At 67.1% G+C, this 24166-nt stretch carries 21 protein-coding genes; 17 read left to right on the top strand and 4 right to left on the bottom strand.

What is annotated here, in order from left to right:
- Nucleotides 1-4: 4 nt before the first annotated feature.
- A complete protein-coding gene (gene pepN, locus V8324_RS02635; RefSeq protein ID WP_336418359.1) occupies nt 5-2557 on the bottom strand; it encodes an aminopeptidase N in 2553 nt (850 codons plus the stop codon).
- Nucleotides 2558-2656: 99 nt separating this feature from the next.
- Between pepN and V8324_RS02630 the strand changes: the two genes are divergently transcribed.
- The 11 genes from V8324_RS02630 to nusB all read left to right on the top strand — a co-directional run bounded on the left by V8324_RS02630 (nt 2657) and on the right by nusB (nt 15062).
- Nucleotides 2657-4156 carry an FAD-binding domain-containing protein gene (locus V8324_RS02630; protein WP_336418358.1) on the top strand — a complete coding sequence of 500 codons (1500 nt, stop codon included), beginning with the start codon at nt 2657-2659 and terminating at the stop codon, nt 4154-4156.
- Complete coding sequence (locus V8324_RS02625; RefSeq protein ID WP_336418357.1) at nt 4156-4347, top strand: DUF2256 domain-containing protein; 192 nt, start codon at nt 4156-4158, stop codon at nt 4345-4347. The genes V8324_RS02630 and V8324_RS02625 overlap by 1 nt, the downstream gene beginning before the upstream one ends.
- Nucleotides 4348-4495: 148 nt before the next feature.
- Nucleotides 4496-5299 (top strand): gamma-glutamyl-gamma-aminobutyrate hydrolase family protein, encoded by an 804-nt coding sequence (locus V8324_RS02620; protein WP_336418356.1) that lies wholly within the window; start codon nt 4496-4498, stop codon nt 5297-5299.
- 293 nt (nt 5300-5592) lie between these two features.
- Nucleotides 5593-7398 (top strand): autotransporter outer membrane beta-barrel domain-containing protein, encoded by a 1806-nt coding sequence (locus V8324_RS02615; RefSeq protein WP_336418355.1) that lies wholly within the window; start codon nt 5593-5595, stop codon nt 7396-7398.
- Between the two features lie 200 nt (nt 7399-7598).
- The gene (locus tag V8324_RS02610) at nt 7599-8051 is read left to right on the top strand and encodes a methyltransferase family protein (protein WP_336418354.1); all 453 of its coding nucleotides are present in this window, start codon (nt 7599-7601) and stop codon (nt 8049-8051) included.
- A gap of 124 nt (nt 8052-8175) precedes the next feature.
- Nucleotides 8176-9750, top strand: a complete 1575-nt coding sequence (locus tag V8324_RS02605) for a Re/Si-specific NAD(P)(+) transhydrogenase subunit alpha (RefSeq protein WP_336418353.1) — start codon at nt 8176-8178, stop codon at nt 9748-9750.
- Between the two features lie 14 nt (nt 9751-9764).
- Nucleotides 9765-11249 carry an NAD(P)(+) transhydrogenase (Re/Si-specific) subunit beta gene (locus V8324_RS02600; RefSeq protein WP_336418352.1) on the top strand — a complete coding sequence of 495 codons (1485 nt, stop codon included), beginning with the start codon at nt 9765-9767 and terminating at the stop codon, nt 11247-11249.
- A gap of 235 nt (nt 11250-11484) precedes the next feature.
- On the top strand, nt 11485-12765 hold the full coding sequence (locus V8324_RS02595) for a DUF3422 family protein (RefSeq protein ID WP_336418351.1): 1281 nt from the start codon (nt 11485-11487) through the stop codon (nt 12763-12765).
- 113 nt (nt 12766-12878) lie between these two features.
- Nucleotides 12879-14030, top strand: a complete 1152-nt coding sequence (gene ribB / locus V8324_RS02590; protein WP_336418350.1) for a 3,4-dihydroxy-2-butanone-4-phosphate synthase — start codon at nt 12879-12881, stop codon at nt 14028-14030.
- A 4-nt stretch (nt 14031-14034) separates the two neighbouring features.
- The gene (locus tag V8324_RS02585; protein WP_336418349.1) at nt 14035-14580 is read left to right on the top strand and encodes a 6,7-dimethyl-8-ribityllumazine synthase; all 546 of its coding nucleotides are present in this window, start codon (nt 14035-14037) and stop codon (nt 14578-14580) included.
- Nucleotides 14577-15062 carry a transcription antitermination factor NusB gene (gene nusB, locus V8324_RS02580; protein ID WP_336418348.1) on the top strand — a complete coding sequence of 162 codons (486 nt, stop codon included), beginning with the start codon at nt 14577-14579 and terminating at the stop codon, nt 15060-15062. The genes V8324_RS02585 and nusB overlap by 4 nt, the downstream gene beginning before the upstream one ends.
- 4 nt (nt 15063-15066) lie before the next feature.
- On the opposite strand, the gene V8324_RS02575 is transcribed toward nusB, so the two are convergent.
- Nucleotides 15067-16068, bottom strand: a complete 1002-nt coding sequence (locus V8324_RS02575) for a DUF2125 domain-containing protein (RefSeq protein WP_336418347.1) — start codon at nt 16066-16068, stop codon at nt 15067-15069.
- A 65-nt stretch (nt 16069-16133) separates the two neighbouring features.
- On the opposite strand from V8324_RS02575, the gene V8324_RS02570 reads away from it, so the two are divergent.
- The 4 genes from V8324_RS02570 to V8324_RS02555 all read left to right on the top strand — a co-directional run bounded on the left by V8324_RS02570 (nt 16134) and on the right by V8324_RS02555 (nt 21103).
- Complete coding sequence (locus V8324_RS02570) at nt 16134-16664, top strand: gamma-glutamylcyclotransferase (protein WP_336418346.1); 531 nt, start codon at nt 16134-16136, stop codon at nt 16662-16664.
- Between the two features lie 66 nt (nt 16665-16730).
- Nucleotides 16731-17954 (top strand): biopolymer transporter ExbB, encoded by a 1224-nt coding sequence (locus V8324_RS02565; protein ID WP_336418345.1) that lies wholly within the window; start codon nt 16731-16733, stop codon nt 17952-17954.
- A 2-nt stretch (nt 17955-17956) separates the two neighbouring features.
- Entirely contained in the window at nt 17957-19822 is a 1866-nt protein-coding gene (locus V8324_RS02560; RefSeq protein ID WP_336418344.1) for a peptidoglycan -binding protein, read from the top strand.
- Nucleotides 19823-19900: 78 nt separating this feature from the next.
- Nucleotides 19901-21103: a UbiH/UbiF family hydroxylase gene (locus tag V8324_RS02555; protein WP_336418343.1), complete on the top strand. Its 1203-nt coding sequence runs from the start codon at nt 19901-19903 to the stop codon at nt 21101-21103.
- Nucleotides 21104-21106: 3 nt separating this feature from the next.
- Here V8324_RS02555 and V8324_RS02550 read toward each other — a convergent pair whose 3' ends face one another.
- Together V8324_RS02550 and V8324_RS02545 are read right to left on the bottom strand one after the other, a co-directional pair.
- The gene (locus V8324_RS02550; RefSeq protein WP_336418342.1) at nt 21107-21565 is read right to left on the bottom strand and encodes an Lrp/AsnC family transcriptional regulator; all 459 of its coding nucleotides are present in this window, start codon (nt 21563-21565) and stop codon (nt 21107-21109) included.
- Nucleotides 21562-22017, bottom strand: a complete 456-nt coding sequence (locus V8324_RS02545) for an Lrp/AsnC family transcriptional regulator (RefSeq protein WP_336418341.1) — start codon at nt 22015-22017, stop codon at nt 21562-21564. The genes V8324_RS02550 and V8324_RS02545 overlap by 4 nt, the downstream gene beginning before the upstream one ends.
- Nucleotides 22018-22149: 132 nt before the next feature.
- On the opposite strand from V8324_RS02545, the gene ilvC reads away from it, so the two are divergent.
- Nucleotides 22150-23172, top strand: coding sequence for a ketol-acid reductoisomerase (gene ilvC, locus V8324_RS02540; RefSeq protein WP_336418340.1), 1023 nt, complete (start codon nt 22150-22152; stop codon nt 23170-23172).
- Between the two features lie 71 nt (nt 23173-23243).
- Nucleotides 23244-24161, top strand: coding sequence for a DMT family transporter (locus V8324_RS02535; RefSeq protein WP_336418339.1), 918 nt, complete (start codon nt 23244-23246; stop codon nt 24159-24161).
- Nucleotides 24162-24166: the final 5 nt, after the last annotated feature.

Genomic DNA, 24166 nt, shown 5'->3' with positions numbered 1-24166 from the left:
CCGGTCAGCCCTCGATAATGCGGGCGACCATCTCGCCGGTGTCGCGGCTGAGGCCGGCAGTGGCGCGGATGCGCTCCAGCTCCGCCTTGATCAGCGACTGGCGCTGCGCGTCATAGCGCCGCCACGTCTCGAACGCGGTGCACATCCGCGCCGTGGTCTGCGGGTTGAGCGGATCGAGCGCGATCAGCCAGTCGGCCAGCAGCCGGTACCCCTTGCCCGAGGCATGGTGGAACCCCGCCGGCGACATCGTCAGCGCCCCGAGTGTGGCGCGGAAGCGGTTGGGGTTGCGGATGGTGAAATCCGGGTGCTCCGTCAGTCGAGCGGCGACATCCGCGGTCTCCGACGGTGCCGCATGCAGGATCTGCAGGCTGAACCACTTGTCGACCACCAGCCGGTCGTGCCGCCACTGGTCGTAGAAGGCGCGTGTCGCCGCGTCGCCGCGGCCCGATTGCAGCAGGCACGCAAACGCCGCGAGTTGCTGCGTCATGTTGCCGGCGGCGTCGAATTGCGCCTGCGCCTGCGCGCCGCCATCGCGCCGGGTGAGGATCGCGAGCGCCGCGTTGGCCAGCGACCGCGCGCCCACCTGGTCGGGATCGGGCCGGTAGGGCGCGCTGACCTGATGCTCGGCGTAAAGCGCGCGCGCGGTGTCTTCGAGTGCGGCGGCGCGGGTGTCGCGCAGACGTTCCAGCGCCGCCCAGATAGCCTGCGGATCAGGGGTGTCGCCGGCCTCGTACAGCGATTGCGCCAGATCGTCTTCGGACGGCAGACCGAGCGCCAATGCGCGGAAGGCCGGATCGAGGCCCGCGTCGCGCGCCATCGTCCGCACCGCATCGAGATAGGCGGGATCGGGATCGGCACCATGCCGGATCATCGCCAGCAGGCCATTGCGCGCAAGCGCGCGCCCGGCCTCCCACTTGCTGAAGGGGTCGGTGTCATGCGCCAGCAGGAAGGCGCGTTCGGCATTTGTCGTCTCGCGATCGACGATCACCGGCGCCGAGAAATCGCGCAGGATCGAGGGGACGGGTTTCGCCGACAGGCCGTCGAAGCTGACGCTTTGGCGCTGTTCGGTCATCTCGATCAGCTGCGTCGGCCGCACCTCGTCGCCGTTCGGCCCCAGCAGCCCCACGGCGATCGGGATCACGCGCGGGTTCTTGGCGTCCTGCCCCGGCGTGGGTGGGGTCGATTGCTCGAACTGCAGGGTGTAAGTGCCGTCCGCGTAATCCTCAGAGACGTGCAGGCGCGGCGTTCCGGCCTCTTCATACCAGCGCTTGAACTGCGCAAGGTCGCGGCCCGTGGCATCCTCGAACACGCGCAACCAGTCCTCGATCGTGCAGGCCTGCCCGTCATGGCGGTCGAAATAGAGATCCAGCGCGCGGTAATAGGCATCGTCGCCGACCAGCCGCTTGAGCATGCCGATCACCTCGGCGCCCTTTTCGTAGACCGTCGCGGTGTAGAAATTGTTGATCTCGACAAAGCTTTCGGGACGGACGGGATGCGCCAGCGGGCCGTTATCCTCGCGGAACTGGCGCGCACGGAGCGCGATCACGTCGCCGATCCGCTTGACCGGCGCAGAGCGCATGTCGGCGGTGAACTGGCTGTCGCGGTAGACGGTCAGGCCCTCCTTCAGGCACAGCTGGAACCAGTCGCGGCAGGTGATGCGGTTGCCGGTCCAGTTGTGGAAATATTCATGCGCGATGATCGCCTCGACGCGCTCGAAATTGGCATCGGTGCTGGTTTCGGGGCTGGCCAGAACGCAGGACGAATTGAAGATGTTCAGCCCCTTGTTCTCCATCGCGCCCATGTTGAAATCGTCGACCGCGACAATGTTGAAGAGGTCGAGGTCGTATTCGCGCCCGTAGACATCCTCGTCCCATTTCATCGACTTTTTCAGCGCCTCCATGCCGAAGGCGCACTTGTCCTCGTCACCCGGGCGCACCCAGATGTTGAGCGCGACCTCGCGCCCCGACCGGGTGGTGAAGCTGCCCGTGTGGGCCACCAGATCGCCCGCCACCAGCGCGAACAGGTAGGACGGCTTCGGCCACGGGTCGTGCCATTCGGCCCAGCCGTCGCCTTGTGCCACGGGGTTGCCGTTGGACAGCATCACCGGCTGCTCGCCCTCGATCCGGACGGTGAACACGGCCATCACGTCGGGGCGGTCGGGATAGTAGGTGATCTTGCGAAAGCCCTCGGCCTCGCATTGCGTGCAATACATGCCGTTCGACATGTAGAGCCCTTCGAGGGCGGTGTTGCCCATGGGGTCGATCTCGACCTCGGCCTCGAAGGTGAAGGGCGCGTCGGGCACCTCGGCGCGCAGGCCTTCGGGGGTGATCTCGGGCCGGATCTCCTGCCCGTTGATCGTTGCGCCGATGAGGCGCAGCCCCTCGCCATGCAGGAAGAACTCGCGCGACGTGGTGTCGGGATTGGGGCGGAACGCGATCCGGCTGAGCACGCGGGTCTTTTCCGGCGCCAGGCGAAAGGTCAGATGCACATCGTCCACGAGAAAGGCTGGCGGTGTGTAATCCGCGAGATATATGGTTTGCGGCGCGGCGTCTTTCATCGCGGAAGTCTCCGGGTTCTGGGAAGTTCAGGTGCTCCGAACGGTAGGGCGATGCGCGCGCCGCTTCAACGTGGAATGCGCGCGCTTGAGAGGAGAGGCATGACGGGCACGGTCATTTGCTGGTTCAAGCGGGACCTGCGGATCGCGGATCATCCCGCGCTGGAACGGGCAGCAAGGCTTGGCCCGGTGATGCCGCTTTATATCATCGAGCCGGATCTCTGGGCGCAGCCCGACGCGGCGGGCCGGCATTACGCGTTCCTGTGCGAGACGCTGGAAAGTCTGCGGGCGGATCTGGCGGGGATGGGCCTGCCGCTGGTGATCCGCACCGGCGACGCGGTGACGTTGCTTGAGGATCTGCGCAACCGGCACGGCGTGACGCACCTGGTCAGCCACGAGGAAACCGGCAACGGCGCGAGCTTCGCGCGCGACAGGCGGGTGGCCGACTGGGCGCGGGGCCAAGGGGTGACGTGGCACGAACTTCCGCAATGCGGCGTGATGCGGCGTCTGGACAATCGCGACCGTTGGCAATCGGCGCGCGACGGTTTCATGCGCGCCCCCCTCGTGCCGCCGCCAGCCGAGGCGCGCGCAGTGGCGGGCGTGACCGGCGATGCGCCCCCGGCACCCGAGGCGCTTGGCCTCGACGATCCCTGCCCCGGTCGGCAGCGGGGCGGACGGCGGGCGGCGACACGCGCGCTCGACAGTTTCCTCAGCACCCGCGGTGAGACCTACACCCGGGCCATGTCCTCGCCGCTGACCGGTGCGCGGGCCTGTTCGCGGATCTCGCCGCATCTGGCCTTCGGCACGCTTTCGGTGCGCGAGGCGGTGCAGGCCGGGCGTGCGGCGCCGACGGGGCGCGGCGCGGATTGGGCGCGCGCGATGCGATCCTTTCAGGCGCGGCTGGCGTGGCGCGACCATTTCATGCAGAAGCTCGAGGACGAACCGGCGATCGAACATCGCTGCCTGCATCCCGCCTACGAGGATCTGCGCCCGTCAGATCCCGACCCCGCACGGCTTGCAGCATGGGCGCGGGGCGAGACCGGGCTGCCGTTCGTCGATGCGTGCATGCGGTCGCTGATCGCCACCGGCTGGCTGAATTTCCGGATGCGGTCGATGCTGATGGCGGTGGCGTCCTATCACTTGTGGCTCGACTGGCGGGCGACGGGCCCGGTGCTGGCGCGGTATTTCACCGATTACGAGCCCGGCATCCACTGGTCGCAGACCCAGATGCAGTCAGGGACAACCGGCATGAACACGATCCGCATCTACAACCCCGTCAAGCAGGGGCTGGACCAGGACCCGACGGGCGCATTCACCCGCCAATGGGTGCCGGAACTGGCGCAGGTGCCCGATGCGCATCTGCAAGAGCCGTGGGGCTGGGACGGCGCGGGCGCGGTCCTGGGCCGCGATTACCCGGCGCCGATCGTCGATCCGGTGGCGGCGGCGAAGGCGGCCAAGGACGCCGTTTACGCCCGGCGCCGCGCGCATCGCGGCGATGCGGATACCGAAGCCATCGTGCAGAAGCATGCCAGCCGCAAGCGCCCGCCGGTGAAGCCGCGCAAATCAAGCAAGAACACGGCACAGCTGCGTTTCGATCTGTAATGGCGCGGGCCCGCAAGAAAGGTGACCTGCCGGTCAAGACCTGCGCCACCTGCGGACGGCCCATGCAGTGGCGGCGCAAATGGGCGCGCGTCTGGGACGAGGTGCGCTATTGCAGCGACCGCTGCCGCGGCCATCGCGGCAAGGGTGTGGACGGCCCGACCCCACCCGACCGGGATGCGAATGGCCATTAGCAGGATCGAACCGCCCACTGCTGAAAACTACGTCGCAGATATTTGCAAAAGGTGGATTTTGGCGGCGAAGATCCCCAGATCCGTCGGCAATCTTGATAATCTTTGAATTGAATGTTTCATATCAGGGGAAGAAGAACGGAGCATGAGCATGAAACGCCCGGTCATCGGCATCATCGGGAACCGGCACACCATCAACGATCGCTACCCCGCGCATGCGGGCGGGCAGATCAACGTCTCGGCGGCCGCCGACGTGGCGGGCTGCCTGCCGCTGATCATCCCCGCCGATCCGCGCTATGTCAGCGTGGCCGAGCTGATGGAGGTCTGCGACGGCTTCATGCTGACCGGCGGGCGGCCCAACGTGCATCCCGAGGAATACGGGCAGGCCCCGACAGAGGCGCATGGCGCCTTCGACCGGGCGCGCGACGCCATCACCCTGCCGCTGGTGCGCGCGTGTCTCGACCGCGGCCAGCCCTTTCTGGCGATCTGCCGCGGCTTCCAGGAGGTGAACGTCGCCATGGGCGGCTCGCTGCATCCCGAGATCCGCGACCTTCCGGGGCGCGACAATCACCGCATGCCGCCCGAGGGCACCATGGAAGAACAGTTCGCGCCGCGACACACCGTGCGCTTCACGCCGGGCGGCGTGTTCCACCGGCTGATGGGCGCCGCGTCGGTGATGACCAACAGCCTGCACGGGCAGGGCGTGGTCGATCCCGGGCGGCGCATCGTGATCGATGGCTGGGCGCAGGACGGCACCCCCGAGGCGCTTTACATCCAGGGCGCGCCGGGCTTCTGCCTCGGCGTGCAGTGGCACCCCGAATTCAACGCCGCCAACGATCCGGTCAGCCAGCCGCTTTTCACCGCGTTCGGCGATGCCGTCCGGGCCTGGGCGCGCACCGGGGCCGCGGTGCCGCTCGATGCCGCGGCCCTGCCGCAGGACGATCTGATCGCCTGATACCGTGGCAATCACCGGGGGCAATCCCGACGAATCGCCGTCCGCAAAGCGTGATTCTCCTCGGGCCAACCGCCCGGCGTAACCAAAAAGGCGAGTGCATTCTCAAGCCGCGCAACCCTTGGCTGCATTCGTGATGTGCACGCCACAGGCATTGACTGCAAATGGTCGCGATCAGGGTAAATCCTTAAATTTCTATTAAAAATCCACTGCTCCGCATTACTCCGCGTAAGGGGGGAGAGGGCGTGTCAATTTGTCGCTGTCCCGACCGCCCGCAGCATTCAAGGAGTATGATTATGGCGTTCAACCGCATCTCTACCATCCTGCAATCCACGACCGTTCTCGTCGCTGCCACCTTCGGTACCAGCGCCCTGGCCCAATCGACCGCGAACCTGATCTTCGCGGTGGACGAGTCGGGGTCCATGGCGGGCGAGCAGACGTTCCTGGGTAATTTCGCGTCCGATATCGACACGGCCCTGAGCGGGGCAGGGTTTTCGACCGTGAATTTCGGGCTGACCGGCTTCGGTGGCGGCGGCACCGGCAATCTCGGCCGGTCATTCGACATCGGTGGCGCCCTGTTCGGCAACGCCGCGGACTTTTCTACGGCAACCACCAACCTCGTGACCAGCGGCGGGTTCGAGGACGGCTATTCCGCCATCGATTTCATCCTCGGCACCTACCCCAGCACCGCGGGCACCAGCACCACCCTGATCCTCGTGACCGACGAAGATCGCGATGACGGCAACGCCGCTCTGACCTTCGGCAGCATCTCGAGCGAGCTCAACGCACGCGGCATCAACCTGATTTCCGTCATCAACGCCGATTTCCAGGATGCTGACGGAAACCCCGCCATCGCGACCGATGGCAGCACGGCCTTCATCCAGGATGGCACGGGGTTCACCACGGCCGCTTACGACCCGGCCACAGGCGTTGTCAGTGCCGCCGGGGCGACCGAGGCGGATTACATCGAGCTCGCCTTCTCGACACCCAATGGCTGCGCCGCCTCGCTCAACGATCTGCGCGCCGGCGGCGACGCCGCCACGGCGTTTTCGGAAGTGCTGCTGCAATGTCTGACGACGGCAGCCACCGGTGGCGGCGGTCTGATCATTCCGCTCAACCAGTACCGCGACAGCACCACCGTCGTGATGGAGAACCACCGCGCGCAGGTGCGGCGTCTTGCCTTCGGGCCCGGCGCGCTTTTGAACCCCGAAGAGGACATGGCGACGCAGAATGCGCAGGTCGTCGACGACATGTTCAGCATGGACGGGCTGCGCGGCTATGCCATGGTCACCGGATATAGCGGCGACTACGACGCGTACCAAGACAATGTCGGGCTGGATTACGACGGCTACGGCATCATCGTGGGCGCCGATCACACCCAGGCCATCGCCAGCGGCATCGTCCGTTTCGGGGCGTCGGTGGGCTATGGCGAACTTGACGCGGATCTCAAGGAAACGCGCTCGTCGCTCGACACCGACTCGACCACGTTGCAGCTTTACGCGGCCTATGCGCGCCCCGACGGGTTCTACACGCAAGGCAACCTGCAATATGCGTGGCACGAGTTCGACAACCGCCGCGTCGCGGGGGGGTCGACCTTCGTCGGCACGCCCGACGGCGAATCCTACAGCGCCGAAGTCGAGGTCGGCTACCGCCTCGATCCGATGCCGCTGAGCAAGGATCCGGCCAGGCTCGCGGCACTGCACGTGACCCCCTTCGCGGCACTGGGTTACGAGAACCACGATGTCGACGGCTACACCGAAAGCAATGGTGGCGTGACGGTCGCAAGCTTCGACGAGGATACCGCCTACGGGCGCCTCGGCCTGCGCGCAATGATCGAGCAGTTCCAGCAGGGCAACCGCTACTACGGCGCGATCGAGATCGCCGGGACCGGCAACTTCAGCGGCACCAGCCAAGAGGTTCCGATCAATGACGGGGCGGTGCTGGCGCCGATCTCGTCGCGCGATGACCTGCGCCTCGATATCCGGCTGGAGGCCGGCGCGGACCTGAACGAGAACAGCGCGATCTTCATCTATCTCGATGGCGGTTTCGCCGACAACTCCGAGCAATACGCGGCTACCGCAGGGCTCCGGCTGAACTTCTGAGCCAAGGCTCTGGGGGCCCGCGGCCTGCGCATCAGACCGTGCCGCGCATCATCACGATGCGCGGCACATGAATTTCTGGCACCGTGGTGGCATGTCTGGAAGGGGACGTGCCGACCAAAGGCGTGTTGCCTCTCTGCAATCCGGCGTTACTGTGGCACTCAAATCGATCTGCCACCGCCGACGCGAAGGACCATGCCCCGATGCTCAAATGGATCGACATGCCGCCGGTCTGGCTGGCGGGGTTCCTCGTGCTTGCCTGGGTTCAGGCCGTCCATTACCCGATGGGGCTTGATTTCGGCGCGGTCTGGGCGGATCTTCTGGGCGGGCTGCTGGTGGGCGGCGGGCTGGTGTTGATCGTGATGGCCGCGATGGAGTTTCGCCGCTACCGCACCAGCATCGTGCCGCACGAGACCCCCGAACGGCTGATCCAGACCGGCATCTTCCGCCGCAGCCGCAACCCGATCTACCTTGGCGACGCGCTGATCCTCGCGGGGCTGATCCTGCGATGGGACGCGGTGCTGGCGCTGGCGCTGGTGCCGGTCTTCGTCTGGATCATCGAGACCCGCTTCATCATCCCCGAAGAGAACCGCATGCGCCGCAAGTTCCGCATGGAATTTGCGCGGTATTGTGAAAAGACCCGGCGATGGATATGACGTCGCAACAATCTTGCTGGTGTCACACGGGCGATAGTGTGAAATAACGCCGCAAAGACCATCAAACCGGCCTCCGCACGACCGGAGCCCAGAGAAACCTGACCTGCCAGAGGGGGAGACCGCATTGAAGATCGGAACGCCAAAGGAAGTCCGCGAGGGCGAGAACAGGGTGGCCATGACCCCCGACTCGGCCCGGCAACTGCAGAAGCTGGGCTATGACTGCGCCGTCGAGACCGGCGCCGGCAGTGCCTCCGGGTTCACCGATGCCGCCTACGAGGAGGCCGGCGTCGAGGTGATCAAGACCGCGGCGCAGCTTTACAAGGCCGCCGATATCGTCGCCAAGGTACGCCCGCCCACCGACACGGAGGCCAAGCGCCTGCGCAAGGATCAGATCCTGATCTCTTTCTTCTGGCCCGCCCAGAACGAGGACCAGATGAAGTCGATCGCCGAAAAGGGCGCGTCGGTCCTCGCGATGGACATGGTGCCGCGGATCAGCCGCGCCCAGAAGATGGACGCGCTGTCGTCGATGGCCAATATCGCGGGCTACCGCGCGGTGATCGAGGCGGGCAACAATTTCGGACGCTTCTTCACCGGGCAGATCACCGCCGCCGGCAAGGTGCCGCCCGCCAAGGTGCTGGTCGTGGGCGCCGGCGTGGCCGGGCTTGCCGCGATCGGCACCTCGACCTCGCTTGGCGCGATCACCTACGCCTTCGACGTGCGCCCCGAAGTGGCCGAGCAGGTCGAGAGCATGGGCGCGGAATTCGTCTATCTCGATTTCGAGGAGGAACAGACCGACGGCGCCAAGACCGGCGGCTATGCCGCGCCGTCGAGCCCCGAGTTCCGCGAGGCGCAGCTTGCCAAGTTCCGCGAGCTGGCGCCCGAGGTCGATATCGTCATCACCACCGCGCTGATCCCCAACCGCGAGGCGCCCGAGCTTTGGACCGAGGACATGGTCAAGGCGATGAAGCCGGGCTCGGTGATCATCGATCTGGCCGCGGAAAAGGGCGGCAACTGCAAGCTGACCGTGATGGACGAGAAGGTGGTCACCGATAACGGCGTGACGATCATCGGCTATACGGATTTCCCCAGCCGCATGGCGACGCAGGCCTCGACGCTTTACGCCACGAACATCCGCCACCTGATGGCCGATCTGACGCCGGAAAAGGACGGCGTGGTGAACCAGAACATGGAGGACGACGTGATCCGCGGCGTCACCGTGACACACGCGGGCGAGGTGACTTTCCCGCCGCCGGCCCCCAAGGTCAACGCCATCGCGGCGCAGAAGCCCAAGGAAAAGGCCAAGGAGCTGACACCCGAGGAAAAACGCGCCAAGGAGATTGCCGCGTTCAAGGCGCAGACCAAGCAGCAGGTGACCCTGCTGGCCGTAGGCGCGGCGCTGGTGCTGTCGGTGGGCCTCGTGGCCCCGGCCAGCTTCATGCAGCATTTCATCGTGTTCATCCTGGCGGTCTTCGTCGGCTTCCAGGTGATCTGGGGCGTGGCGCACAGCCTGCATACGCCGCTGATGGCGATCACCAACGCGATCTCGTCGATCATCATCCTCGGCGCGCTGATGCAGATCGGCTCCGGCTCGACGCTGATCACGGTCCTCGCCGCGCTGTCGGTGTTCATGGCCGGCATCAACATTTTCGGCGGTTTCCTCGTCACCCGGCGCATGCTCGCCATGTTCCAGAAATCATAAGGAGATAGAGGATAATGGATTTCGGTTTCACGATTGCGGCCTATGCGGTCGCGGCGGTTCTTTTCATCCTCAGCCTTGGCGGTCTGAGCGGCCAGGAAAGCGCCAAGCGCGCCATCTGGTACGGCATCGTCGGCATGGGCATCGCGATCCTCGCGACCTGGTTCGGCCCGGGCGCGGGCCTCTGGCCGCTGTCGCTGGTTCTGATCCTGGCCGGCGGGCTGGTGGGCTGGCAACTGGCCACCCGGGTGCAGATGACGCAGATGCCCGAACTGGTCGCGGTGATGCACAGCCTCGTCGGGCTGGCCGCGGTCTTTGTCGGGCTCAACGCGCATATGGAAATGGTGCGCGTCGCCGAGATCTTCGCGCAGGCCGGTCTGGTATTCCCGCAGCCCGAGGTGACCTCGCCCGAGGCGGCGGTGCTGAAGGATGCGTTCTCGGGCTTTGCCGCGATCGTCGCCAAGAAGACGTCGGTCGAGATCACCATCCTGAAGGTCGAGCTGATGCTGGGCATCTGGATCGGCGCGGTGACCTTCACCGGCTCGATCATCGCTTACGGCAAGCTGGCGGGCAAGGTCGACAGCGCGGCCAAGAAGCTGCCCGGCGGGCATGTCCTGAACGCCACCGCGGCAGGTCTGTCGCTGATCCTCGCGGCGATCTACCTGGGCGGTGCCGGGGTCTGGGCGCTGCTGGTGCTGACCGTGCTGGCGCTGTTCATCGGCTATCACCTGATCATGGGGATCGGCGGCGCCGACATGCCCGTGGTGGTCTCGATGCTCAACAGCTATTCGGGCTGGGCCGCCGCCGCGATCGGCTTTTCGCTGAGCAATGACCTGCTGATCGTGGTGGGTGCGCTTGTCGGCGCGTCGGGTGCGATCCTGAGCTACATCATGTGCAAGGCGATGAACCGGCAATTCGTCAGCGTGATCCTGGGCGGCTTCGGCGGCCCGCAGGGCCCGGCCGCCGAGATGGAGGGCGAGCAGGTCGCCATCGACGTCGATGGCGTGGCCAACGCCCTCAACGAGGCCGACAGCGTGATCATCGTGCCGGGCTACGGCATGGCGGTGGCGCAGGCGCAGCAATCGGTGTCGGAACTGACGCAGAAACTGCGCGCCAAGGGCAAGAACGTGCGCTTTGCCATCCACCCTGTGGCGGGCCGTCTGCCGGGGCACATGAACGTGCTGCTGGCCGAGGCGAAGGTGCCTTATGACATCGTGCTGGAGATGGACGAGATCAACGAGGACTTCCCCGACACGGACGTGGTGATCGTCATCGGCTCGAACGACATCGTCAACCCGGCGGCCCAAGACGACCCCAACAGCCCGATCGCCGGCATGCCGGTGCTGGAGGTCTGGAAGGCGAAGCAGGTCTTCGTCTGCAAGCGCGGCCAGGGCACCGGCTATTCCGGCATCGAGAACCCGCTGTTCTTCAAGGAGAACACGCGGATGTTCTACGGCGACGCCAAGGCCAGCATCTCGGGGCTGCTGCCGAAGATCGAGTGACCCCGCGGACAGTCGGGACAGGGGGGCGTGCCGAACCGGCGCGCCCCTTTTTCATGGGGCACCTCCCTTGGCGGATGCACGATCCGGGGTATGTCGAGGAAGGTGACGCCCAAAGCCTGTGCAGGATGCCCGCCCTCGTTCTTGCTCGTTCTTGCAACCATCAGCCGGGACGGAATAGCGGTTTTCCTTGCGCGCGGGGCACGCTAACGAAGCGCTGACAGCAGGAGAGTGCCGCATGCCGCAGATCGAGGATCATCCGCTTCGCTACGAGCTGGCCAACGAGCTGCACGCGCGGCCCTTCCCGACGCTGGAGGCCCCGTGCACGGCGGTGTTCCTGGCGATCAAGGCGCCGCATGACGCCGCCAAGCGCGACCGCGCGGCGGATCTCGCGCATCTCACGGCGCTTCTGGACCGCTACGGTGCGCCGCATCCGCAGCCCGGCGCCACGCATTATTCCGGCCAGATCGGCAAGCACATGCTGAAATGGGAAAGCCATACCGAGATGGTCACCTACACCGTGTTCCGGGACGCGGTGAGCGAGCGCCCTTTCGATCCCGCCGATTTCGAGGTCTTCCCCGCCGACTGGCTGGCGCAGGCGCCGGGCCAGCGGATCACGTCGGCGCTGATCCGGGTGGTCCCGTGGGAAAGTCTCGAGAACACATGCGCCGATATCGAGCACTGGTTCGTCTCGGAAAGCGTGGCGGTGGCGCGCGTGCTCGACGATGCCGCGGTGATGGCCGGCGATTTCCGCGTCGATCCGGCCGGGCACCTGCGGTTCTCGCTGCATGTCGCGCCGAGCACCGGCAAGCGCCGCGTCGGGCGCGTCGTGCAGCGGATCTGCGAGATCGAGACCTACAAGGCGATGTCGATGCTGGGCTTCGCCAGGGTCCGCAAGATGGCGCGCATGATGGGCGAGACCGACGGCCACCTGAGCCGCCTGATCGACGACATGACCGCCGGCACGCAGCCCGCCGACGAGACCCTGCAAAGCCTGCTGCGCGTCTCGGCCGAGCTCGAATCGCTGGTCGCGCAATCCGCGTTCCGCTTCGGTGCGACCGCCGCCTACGAGCAGATCGTGCATCAGCGTATCGGCGTGCTCCGCGAGGAGCGCTTCGAGGGCCGGCAGACCTTCTCCGAGTTCATGATGCGCCGCTACGATCCGGCGATGCGCACGGTACGCGCCACCAAGGACCGGCTGGGCACGATGGCCGACCGCGCGATGCGGGCCGGCGAATTGCTGCGCACCCGCGTCGACGTGGAACGCAGCGCGCAGAACCAGACATTGCTGGAAAGCATGGACCGGCGCGCCGATCTGCAATTGCGCCTGCAGCGCACGGTCGAGGGGCTGTCGGTGGTGGCGATCAGCTATTACGCGGTGTCGCTGTCGGGCTACCTGCTTTATCCGCTGACCGAGGTTCTGGGCGTGAGCAAGGGCATGGTGACCGCCGCGGTCACGCTGCCTGTCGTGGCGCTGGTCTGGTGGATGGTGCAGCGGATCCGCAACAAGATCCACTGACCGGGCCCGGTCCGCCGGACGGACGCCGCGATACTTGGGCGCGCCCCTCTGGCCATTGCGCCGCACCTGCTATATCTGTGCCACCCTGCAATACCCCGGAAGGACGAAGAGCCATGTCCGAAACGACCCCGTTCGAGACCCCCGGCCCGGTCGAGGCCGATCTCGGCCACGCCATCGCACCCACCGAGGAGATCATCGCCGAGGCCCGCGCGGGCCGCATGTTCATCCTCGTGGACCACGAGGATCGCGAGAACGAGGGCGACCTCGTGATCGCCGCGGAATTCGCCACCCCCGAGGCGGTGAACTTCATGGCGATGCATGGCCGCGGGCTGATCTGCCTGCCGATGACCGCCGAGCGTATCGACCGGCTTGGCCTGCCGATGATGGCGGTCAACAACGCGTCGCGGCAGGAAACGGCGTTCACCGTCTCGATCGAGGCGCGCGAGGGTGTCACGACCGGCATTTCCGCCGCCGACCGCGCGCACACCATCGCCACCGCCATCAACGAGCAGAACACCCAGATCGCGCTTGCCACGCCCGGCCATGTCTTTCCGCTGCGCGCCCGGCGCGGCGGCGTCATGGTGCGCGCCGGCCATACCGAGGCCGCGGTCGATATCGCGCGCCTGGCGGGGCTGAACCCCTCGGGCGTGATCTGCGAGATCATGAAGGACGATGGCAGCATGGCGCGTCTGCCCGACCTGATCGACTTCGCCGAGGCGCACGGGCTGAAGATCGGCACGATCTCGGACCTGATCGCCTATCGCCACAAGCACGACAACCTGATCACCGAGACCCGGTCCGAGCAGGTGACCGCCAGCCGTGGCGGCGCGTGGGACATGCGCATCTTCGCCGACCAGATCACCGGCACCGAACACGTGGTGCTGACCAAGGGCGATGTCACCGACGGGCGCCCGCTGCTGGTGCGCAGCCACGCGCTCAACGTGCTCGAGGACGTGCTGGGGATCGGCGTGACGCGGTCCGAGACCGGGCCCACCGGCAAGCTGCCCCGCGCCATGGAGATCATCGCGCGCGAGGGGCGCGGGGCGGTGTTCCTCTACCGGCAGCCGCGCCCCACCCTGTCCAGCGAGATGGAGGAGGACGACGCACCGCGCACCGTCAAGCATACCGGCCTTGGCGCGCAGATCATGTCCACCATGGGCATCCGCGATCTGATCCTGCTGACCGACAATCCCAATACACGCTACCTGGGGCTGGATGCCTACGGCATCACCATCACCGGCACCCGCCCGCTGACCGAGGACTGACATCATGGCCGAGCACGAATACACCCTGCCCCGCCCCGAATTCGACGATCCGGTGAAGATCCTGATCGTGGTGGCGCCGTTCTATCGCGATATCGCCGATGCGCTGATCGACGGGGCCCGCGCCGAGATCGAAGCGGCGGGCGCATCGTTCGAGACCGTCGAGGTGCCCGGCTCGCTCGAGATCCCCACCGCCATCGGCATCGCCGGGCGGATGGCGGATTTCGACGGCTACGTGGCGCTTGGCTGTGTCATCCGGGGCGAGACCACGCATTACGAGACGGTGTGCAACGACAGCGCGCGCGGGCTGACCCTGCTGGGGCTGCAGGGAATGTGCATCGGCAACGGCATCCTGACGGTCGAGAACCGCGGCCAGGCCGAGGCGCGCGCCGATCCCGCCCGCATGAACAAGGGCGCGGGCGCAGCCGCCGCCGCCTTGCATCTCATCGCGCTCGCCCGTAAGTGGGGCGGCCCGCGCAAAGGCGTGGGGTTCAAGCCCGCCAGCGAGGAAACTCGCCTTGCGGGAGATGCAGGGGACGATCGACGCGCATGACGACCACCGACCAGCCCGTTTCGGGCACGCGCCGACACCAGATGAAATCCGTCGCCCGGCTTTACGCCGTCCAGGCACTTTTCCAGATGGAGCATTCGCAGCAAAGCTCTGACGCAGTGCTGAGCGAGTTTCTCGAACACCGTTTCGGCGCCGAGGTCGAGGACGGCATCGACATGGCCGAGGGCGACGCGGATCTCTTTCGCAAGCTGGTCGAGGATGCGCAGAACTGGCAGGCCAGGATCGATCAGACCACCGACCGCGCGCTGGTCGCCAAATGGCCGATTGCGCGGATCGACCCGACGCTGCGGGCGCTGTTCCGCGCCGCCGGGGCCGAGATGATGCAATCGGACACGCCGCCGCGCGTGGTGATCATGGAATTTGTCGACGTCGCCAAAGCCTTTTACCCCGAGGGCCGCGAATCGAAATTCGTAAATGCCGTGCTCGATCACATGGCGCGGCAGGCGCGGCCCGAGGCATTCTGAGCCCTCAGCGCAGCCGCAGCACCGGCGCGCGCCCTAGCGGGATCGGCCCCAGCCGCACGCGCCCGCCCGAAAAGGTCAACGGGATGTCCAGCGTCTCGCGGTTGCCGTTCATCCGCGCCAACAGGCCTAGGCTGTTCTCGACCGTCGAGGCAAGGCTCTCGGGCAGCGCGCCGGCGGCCTGCGCCACGGCGATCATGTCACGCCAGTTGCGCGCTTTCAGCGTGATCTCGCCCTCGGGCCGGCCCTCGGGCGGCACCTCGACCGCGCCCGCCGCCTGCAGGTGCAGCTGCCCCCACAGACCGTCGACCAGATCCACCTCGATCCGGGTGGGCTGCGGACGCGCGACCTCGATCGCCGAGCGGTTCCAGACCTTGTCGAAGGTGACGGTCAGATCGGCCTCGAGCCCCGAGATCTGCGCCGGCAGACGGCCCTCGGGATCCAGCCGGTCGCGCCATGGCGGCGCAAGGTTCAGCCCCTCGGCCGACAGCCCCAGCCGGTAGCTGGTGCCCTGCTGCCGCGCGCCGGCCAGCGTCAGCGAGGTCAGCGCGGTGGTGTCGCCTGCGCGCGCCTCCGGGGTGACCTGCAGGAATTCGGCGGTCAGCGTCAGGTTTTCCGGGGCGAGGTCGGTGCTCGGCGCGATGCGCAGGCTGGCGCGCATGTCGCGCGTCTCGACGCGGTATTTCTGCTGCGGTGTCGCGACAAGCTGCTCGTCCGGCCAGACGGCGATCACGTGGTTGGGCCGGTAGCTGAGCGCGTTGATCTGGAAATACGGCGCCTCCCATGCCAGCCCGGTGGCGGGATCGGCCAGCACCAGGTCGCTGAACCCGGTATCGAAGCGGTTGGGAAAACCGCGCACGCGGATCTCCGAGGCCTCGGCGACCCAGCCCTCTGCGCGGCGCGCCTCGAACCAGTCGGCATAGCCGCGCATCAGCGCGCGCTGCCCGATCCACCAATAGGCCGACCAGCCAAGCGCCGCGATCACGATGACGGCCAGCAAGATTCTCATGGCGCGCGCCCTTTCCTGCGATCCGGCACCTGTCTATAGCGGGTCACGGATCAGGAACAGGGGAAATGCGGATGTGGGTGTTCGGCTATGGATCGTTGGTATGGAACCCGGGCTTCGACGTGGCCGAACGGGCGATCGCCCGCCTGCCCGGCTATCACCGCAGCTTCTGCATGCGCAGCATCCACCACCGCGGCACCGAGGACACGCCCGGCCTCGTGCTGGCGCTTGACGCGACGCCGGGCGCGCAATGCCACGGGCTGGCCCTGCGCGCACATGACAGCGACGCCGACGACGTGCTGGCCTACCTGCGCGAACGCGAACTGGTCTCGGCGGCCTATCTCGAAACCCGGCTCGACGTGGATCTCGAGGATGGCCGCCGCATCGAGGCGCTGACCTATGTCGTCGACGCCGATCACGCGCAATATTGCGGCGGGCTCGACCTCGAGACGCAGGCGCGGATCATCGCGCGCGCGCATGGCGGCAAGGGCCCCAATTCCGAATATCTCTACAACACCACCGCCCACCTCAAACAGCTTGGCATCACCGATTCCGATCTCGACTGGCTGGTCGACCGGGTGCGCGGGATGTGTGGATAAGTCCTTGGCTTGACACGGCAAGACGCGTAGGTTGCGCGTTACAATCACCGTGTCAGGAGCGTCCACATGGACAAGCCGGACCGCGAGGTCGAGCCGCAATTCTCTTACCCCCTCCGCCAGATCGTGCTGATGATCGTGGTGCTGGCGGCGACCGGGGCGGGCGCGTTCTTGGCGCTGCCGCGGGTGCTGCCGGTGTTCGAGGCCAATCCGTGGCTCAACGGGTTCATCTTCTGCGTGTTCGTCATCGGGGTGATCGCGACCTTCTGGCAGGTGTTCCAGCTGATCGGGTCGGCGCGCTGGATCGAAGGCTTCGCCGCGCAAATGCCGGGGCACGACCTGACGCGGCCACCCTCGATGCTGGCGCCGCTGGCGACGATGCTGCGCGCGCGCGGCAAGCGGATGCAGATCACCTCGATCTCGGCGCGCTCGATCCTCGACTCGGTGGCGCAGCGCATCGACGAGGCGCGCGAGATCACCCGATACATCGTCAACCTGCTGATCTTCCTCGGGCTTCTGGGCACGTTCTATGGGCTGGCCACGACCGTGCCGGCGGTGGTCGACACCATCCGCAGCCTCGCCCCGCAGGAGGGCGAGCAAAGCATGGCGGTCTTCAACCGCCTGATGACCGGGCTGGAGGATCAACTGGGCGGCATGGGCGTGGCGTTCGCCTCGTCGCTTCTGGGGCTGGCCGGATCGCTGGTGGTCGGCCTGCTGGAACTGTTTGCAAGCCACGGGCAGAACCGCTTCTACCGCGAGCTGGAAGAATGGATGTCGACCATCACCCGCGTCGGGCTGTCGGAGGGCGACGGCGAGGGCGAAGAAGGCGGCGCGGGCGTGGTGGCGCATGTGCTCGACCACATGTCCGAACAGATGGACGCGCTGCACGACATGCTCGGCCAGTCGGAGACGAGCCGCGCGGTGGTCGACCAGAAACTGGGCGTGCTGGCGGATTCGATCGAGCGGCTGACCCACCGGATGAGCGATCAGAACCCGGTTCAGGTCGCGCTGATGCGGCTGGCCGAGGGGCAGGAGCGCCTGATCGAGACATTGGAGACCCGCGAAGCCCCCGCCAGTGAGGGTATCGACGCCGAAAGCCGCATGCGCCTGCGCTCGATCGACGTGCAGATGCTGCGCATCCTCGAGGAAATCAGCGCCGGGCGTCAGGAAACCATGACCGAATTGCGCACCGATCTCGCCGCCCTGACGCGGCTGCTGGGACAGGCCCGCGAGACCACGCCGACGCGCGGGCGCGCGCATCACGTGGACGCGGATCGCGACGCGGAGGGCTGAGCATGGCGCTGTCGCGACGCTCCGGCACCCGCTTCCAGGGCGCGATCTGGCCCGGCTTCGTGGATGCGATGACCGGGCTGTTGCTGGTGCTGATGTTCGTGCTGACCATCTTCATGGTGGTGCAGTTCGTGCTCAGCGAAGAGATCACCGGGCAGGAGACCGAGCTCGACGCGCTCTCGGCCGAGGTGGCGGCGCTGTCGCTGGCCCTCGGGCTGGAACAGGACCGCAGCGCCTCGCTGGAGGATCGCGTCGGCGCGCTGACCTCGACGCTCGGCGACGCGCGCCAAAGGCAAGAGCGGCAGGCACAGACGATCGAGACGCTGCGCGCGCGCAACGCCGATCAGGCCGCGGCGTTGCAGACCGCCGAAGACCGCATCGGTGACTTCGAGGACCGCGTGGCGGGTCTTCTGGCCGATCGCGCCGACGCGCGCGACCGCATCGCGCAGCTTGCCGACCAGCGCGCCGCCCTGCGCGACGAGCGCGCGGCATTGATGGACGAGAACGAACAGCTCGACCTTGCGCTGGCCGGGCTGCGCGACGAGATCGACGCGCAGGCCGAAGCCGCGCGCCTTGCCGCCGCCCGCCGCGAGGCGCTGGCAGCCCTTGTCGCCGATCTGCGGGCGCGCAACCTCGAAGCCACGCAGGCGCAGGAAGCCCTGGGCGACGAGCTCGCCGCGCTGGAAGACCGGCTGAGCGCGGAAGAAGAGGCCCGCCTGACGGAAGCCGCCGCGGCCGAGGCGCTGCGCGAGCGGCTGGAGGCGTCGCGCGCCGAACTCAGCGCGATGTCGCTGGCGCTCGAGGAACAGCGCCAGCGCGCCGAGGAGACGCTGACCCTGCTGGCCGCCTCGCGCGAGGCGCGCGCCGATCTCGACAGCCGGCTGGCGCAGGCGCTTCTGGACGCCGAGACCGCGCGCACCACCCGCGAGGCCGAGATCGCGCAGCTCGAAGACCGGCTGGCAGAAGTCCGCGACACCGCCCGGACCGAGGCGCGCGATGCCGACGCGGTGCGCGCCGATCTCATCCGGGCGCTCGCCGCGCAGCGCATGGCCGAGGCCGAGGCGAGCACCCAGATGACCCGCGCCGAGGAACGCGCGGCGCTGCTGTCGGAAGCCCGCGAAAGGCTGAGCGACGAACAGACGCGCGCCACCGAGGCGCAAAAGCGGCAGGCGCTCTTGTATTCGCAGGTGACCGCGCTGCGCAGCCAGTTGTCGCAGCTTCAGGCGCTGCTCGACGAGACCCGCGACAGCGAGTCAGAGGCCGAGTTGCGCGTCGAGGAGTTGGGCAGCGCGCTCAACACCGCGCTCGCGCGCGTCGCCGAAGAGGAACGAAAGCGACGCGAGGCCGAGGAAGAACGCGCCCGGCTGCTCGCGGAAAAGGCCAGGCGGCTCGAGGCCGAGAAGGAGGATCTCGAACGCTACCGGTCGGAATTCTTCGGCCGCATGCGCGACATCCTCGGCCAGCAGGAGGGAGTGCGCATCGTCGGCGACCGCTTCGTGTTCTCGTCCGAGGTGCTGTTCGACCCCGGCGAGGCGGACCTGTCGCAAGCCGGCCGCGCCGAGATCGCCAATGTGGCCGAGATCCTGCGCGGCGTGATCGACGAGATCCCCGAGGGCATCGACTGGGTCCTGCAGGTCGACGGGCATACCGACGACGTGCCGGTGATCGAAGGCGCGAGGTTCGCGGACAACTGGGAGCTCAGCCAGGCCCGCGCCCTGTCGGTGGTGCGCTACCTCGCTGGCGAGGTGGGCTTCCCCCCCGACCGGCTGTCTGCCAACGGCTATGGCCAGTACCAGCCGGTCAACCCCGCCGACACGCCCGCAGCGCGCGCCCAGAACCGTCGGATCGAGTTGAAGCTGACGACGCGGTAGGGCCGCGCCGCGGCGGATTGAAATGGTACGAAATCGGACTTTATCTGTACCACGTGTACGCAACCGAAGGGGGCCGAGGTGACGCAGCAAAGCTTTGACATCGTGGTTTCGGGCGGCGGCGTCGCCGGACTGACGGCAGCGGCGGCCTTTGGCGGGGCCGGATTTTCGGTGCTTTGCGTCGATCCCGCGGCCCCGGTGACGGCGCGCGACGACGAAGGGTCCGACCTGCGCACGACCGCGATGCTGCAACCCGCCCGCGACCTGCTCGATCGTATCGGCCTCTGGCCCCGTCTCGCACCGCACGCCGCCGAGTTGCAGGTCATGCGGATCGTCGATGCCGGCGGGCCGGAGCCGGAACCGCGCGTCACCCGCGATTTCGACGCCGCAGACATCTCGGACCAGCCCTTCGGATGGAACCTGCCCAACTGGCTGTTGCGCCGCGAGATAGTGACGCATCTCGAAAGCCTGCCGTCGGTCACCTTCCGCCCCGGTATCGGCACCACCAGCCTGCTGACGCGCGAGGCCGAGGCCCGCGTCGGGCTGTCGGATGGCACCCGCGCGCGCTGCCGCCTGGTGATCGCCGCCGACGGGCGCAATTCGCCCATTCGCGAGGCGGCGGGCATCGACGTCGCGACCACGCGCTACGGGCAAAAGGCGCTCGCCTTCGCGGTGACGCACGAGATCCCGCACCACAACGTCTCGACCGAGATCCACCGCTCCGGCGGGCCGTTCACGCTGGTGCCTCTGCCCGATCACGAGGGCCGGCCTTCTTCGGCCATCGTCTGGATGGAGGACGGGCCCGAGGCGGCGCGGCTGGCGGATCTGCCCGTCCCGCAATTCGAGGCGGAAATGACCAGCCGCTCCTGCGGTCTTTTCGGGCCACTGACGCTGGCCACGCGCTGCAGCCTCTGGCCGATCATCAGCCAGGTGGCGGATCGCATGGCCGGCGAACGCGTGGCGCTGGTGGCCGAGGCCGCGCATGTCCTGCCGCCCATCGGGGCGCAAGGCCTCAACATGTCGCTTGGCGACCTGCGCGTGCTGCTGGATCTGGCCGAGGCCGCGCCGGACACACTGGGCAGCCGCGACATGCTGGAGAGCTACCATCGCAAGCGCCACCTCGAGGTGCGCGCGCGGGTGACGGGCATTGATTTGCTGAACCGCGCCTCGCAACTGCACGCGCAACCCTTGCGCGATGCGCGCGCCATGGGGCTCACCGCGCTCTATTCGCTGGCGCCGGTGCGCCGCACGCTGATGCAACTTGGCCTCGGCGCGCGCGGCTGACGCTCAGCCGATCGGGCCGGGGCGGCGTTCCTCGGACAAGAGGACATTCGCCTCGACATCGCCCACGCCCGGCAGCGTCATGATGCGGCGGCGCAGCACGCGCTCGAAGTCGGGGATGTCGCGCGCCACCACCCGCAGCCGGTAGTCGTAGAGCCCGAGGATATGCTCGACGGTTTGCACCTCGGGAACCGCCGTGACCGCGCGCTCGAAATCCTCGAGGCTGACGCGGCCCTTGGTCGCGAGCTTCACGCCCAGAAATACGGTGACGCCAAAGCCCAGCTTCTCGTGGTCGAGGTCGAGGCGCCGGCCTTTGATCACCCCGGCCTCGTGCAGCTTGCGGATGCGTCGCCACGCGGCGGGCTGCGACAGGCCGAGGCGCCGCCCGATGGCGCTCGCGGGTTGCGTGGCATCCTCGACCAGCACGCGCAGGATCAGCCGGTCCGTCGTGTCGAGCTCGATCATAGCGGCAACCCCTCGTCGGACTTGATCCGCGCGACATGCATCAGTGCCTCGATATCGGCGATATGCGGCAGGGTCAGGATGGCGCTGCGATAGATCTGCTGATAATGCGCCATGTCGCGGGCGATGACCGACAGGCGCAGATCGACGCGGCCGAGGAAGGTCTGGATCTCCATGACTTCAGGGATCTCGCGCGCCCGGTCGAGAAACTCGTCGAAGGCGTTCCCTTTCGTCTTGTCGAGCGTGATGCGCAAGGAAACCTCGACCTCGTAGCCGAGTGCGCGCCAGTCGATCACCGCACGGTTGCCGCGGATGACACCTGCGGCGCGCAGCCGATCGAGACGGCGCGCGCAGGTGGCCGGGGCAAGCCCCGCGCGCTCGGCCAGTTCGGCGGGACCGAGATCCGGGGCGTGCTGATACTGCCGCAACAGACGCCGGTCACTATCGTCAAGCATGGAAACCCCGTCTCGTCTTCATCTTTCGAATAAATACTCAACAAAAACGCCGATGACACGCGAAATCACACGCATGATTTTCGGCTCGGGCCTCTAGCCTTTGTGCATGCAATCAAGCCAAAGGAGGCCGCCATGCGCGTCTATTACGATCGCGACTGCGATATCAATCTCATCAAGGACAAGAAGGTAGCCATCCTCGGCTATGGCAGCCAGGGCCATGCCCATGCGCTGAACCTGCGCGATTCGGGCGCCAAGAACGTGGTCGTGGCGCTGCGCGAGGGCTCGGGCTCGGCGAAAAAGGCCAAAGGCGAGGGCCTCAGCGTGATGGGCATCAGCGAGGCCGCCGCGTGGTGCGACCTGATGATGTTCACCATGCCCGACGAGCTGCAGGGCGACACCTACCGCAAATACGTGCATGACAACATCAAGCCGGGGGCCGCGATCGCCTTTGCCCACGGGCTCAACATCCATTTCGGGCTGATCGAGCCGAAAGAGGGCGTCGATGTCATCATGATGGCGCCCAAGGGCCCCGGCCACACCGTGCGCGGTGAGTTCGCCAAGGGCGGCGGCGTGCCGTGCCTTGTCGCGGTCGACACCGACGCCTCGGGCAAGGCGCTGGAACTGGGCCTGTCCTATTGCGCGGCCATCGGCGGCGGGCGCTCGGGCATCATCGAGACGAGCTTCCGCGAGGAATGCGAGACCGATCTCTTCGGCGAGCAGGCGGTGCTTTGCGGCGGCCTGGTGGAGCTGATCCGCATGGGCTTCGAGACGCTGGTCGAGGCCGGCTACGAGCCCGAGATGGCCTATTTCGAGTGTCTGCACGAGGTCAAGCTGATCGTCGACCTGATCTACGAGGGAGGCATCGCCAACATGAACTACTCGATCTCGAACACCGCCGAGTATGGTGAATACGTCTCGGGCCCCCGCGTGCTGCCCTACGAGCAGACCAAGAAGGAGATGAAGGCGATCCTGAACGACATCCAGAGCGGCGCGTTCGTGCGCAACTTCATGCTGGAAAACGCCGTCGGGCAGCCGTTCTTCAAGGGCACGCGGCGCCTCAACGACGCGCACCAGATCGAGGCGGTCGGCGAAAAGCTGCGCGGCATGATGCCGTGGATCAGCGCCGGCAAGATGGTGGACAAAGACAAGAACTGATCCAGATCGATACCGTGTCGAAAAGGGGCGCCCCGCATGCGGGCGCCCTTTGCCTTGAATGAAAGCAGACCATGCAGGATATCTCCGCCATCAACTGGCTGCGGATATGCGCGCTCGGCCTCATCTGGGGCGCGTCGTTCATGTTCATCACCATGGCCCTTCGGGACGTGGGGCCATTTGTCGTCGCTGCGAGCCGGATCACGCTCGGGGCGCTGTTCCTGCTGGGGCTGCTACATGCAAAGGGCCGTACCCTGCCCGATCCGCGGCAGCCCGTCGGCCGCCGGATCTGGGGATTCGCGCTGTTCATGGGGGTGTTCTCGAATGTCGTGCCGTTCTCGCTTCTGGGCTGGGCGCAGCAATCGGTCGCCTCGGGCTTTGCCGGGGTCTGCATGGCCGCCGTGCCGCTGATCATCCTGCCGCTGGCGCATCTACTGGTCCCCGGCGAGCGGATGAGCCTGCGCAAGCTGGTGGGGTTCGTGCTGGGCACCGTGGGCGTCGTCGTGCTGATTGGCCCCGAGGCGTTTGCCGCCACCGGCGAGGATTTCGAGGATCTCGCGCGGCTGGCATGCCTCGGCGTGGCGGTCTGCTATGCCATGGGCACCATCGCCACGCGGCTGTGCCCCGATGTGGACCGGCTGGCACTGGCGGCGACGGTGATGACCATCGGCGCGCTGATCATCACGCCGGTCGCGCTGATCGTCGAGGGCGTGCCGACGGGCCTGAGCCTGCAAGGGTTTCTGGCGCTGCTTTACCTCGGCGTCCTGCCCACGGGGGTCGCGCAGATCCTGCTGGTGCAGGTCAACAGCGAGGCCGGGCCCAGCTTTTTCGGGCTGGTCAACTACATGGTGCCGGTCTGGTCGGTGGTGCTGGGCGGGCTGATCCTGGCCGAACCGCTGCCGCCCAGCCTGCTGGCGGGGATGACGCTGATCCTGGGTGGCGTCGCGCTCAGCCAGTGGCGCGCGCTGCGCCGGGTGTTCCTGCGCGGCTGAGCGGG

The sequence above is a fragment of the Roseovarius sp. D22-M7 genome, from assembly GCF_037083785.1.
GTDB lineage: Bacteria > Pseudomonadota > Alphaproteobacteria > Rhodobacterales > Rhodobacteraceae > Roseovarius.
The sequence above is the reverse complement of the archived record's forward strand: the minus strand, read 5'-3'. Positions and strand labels throughout refer to the sequence as shown.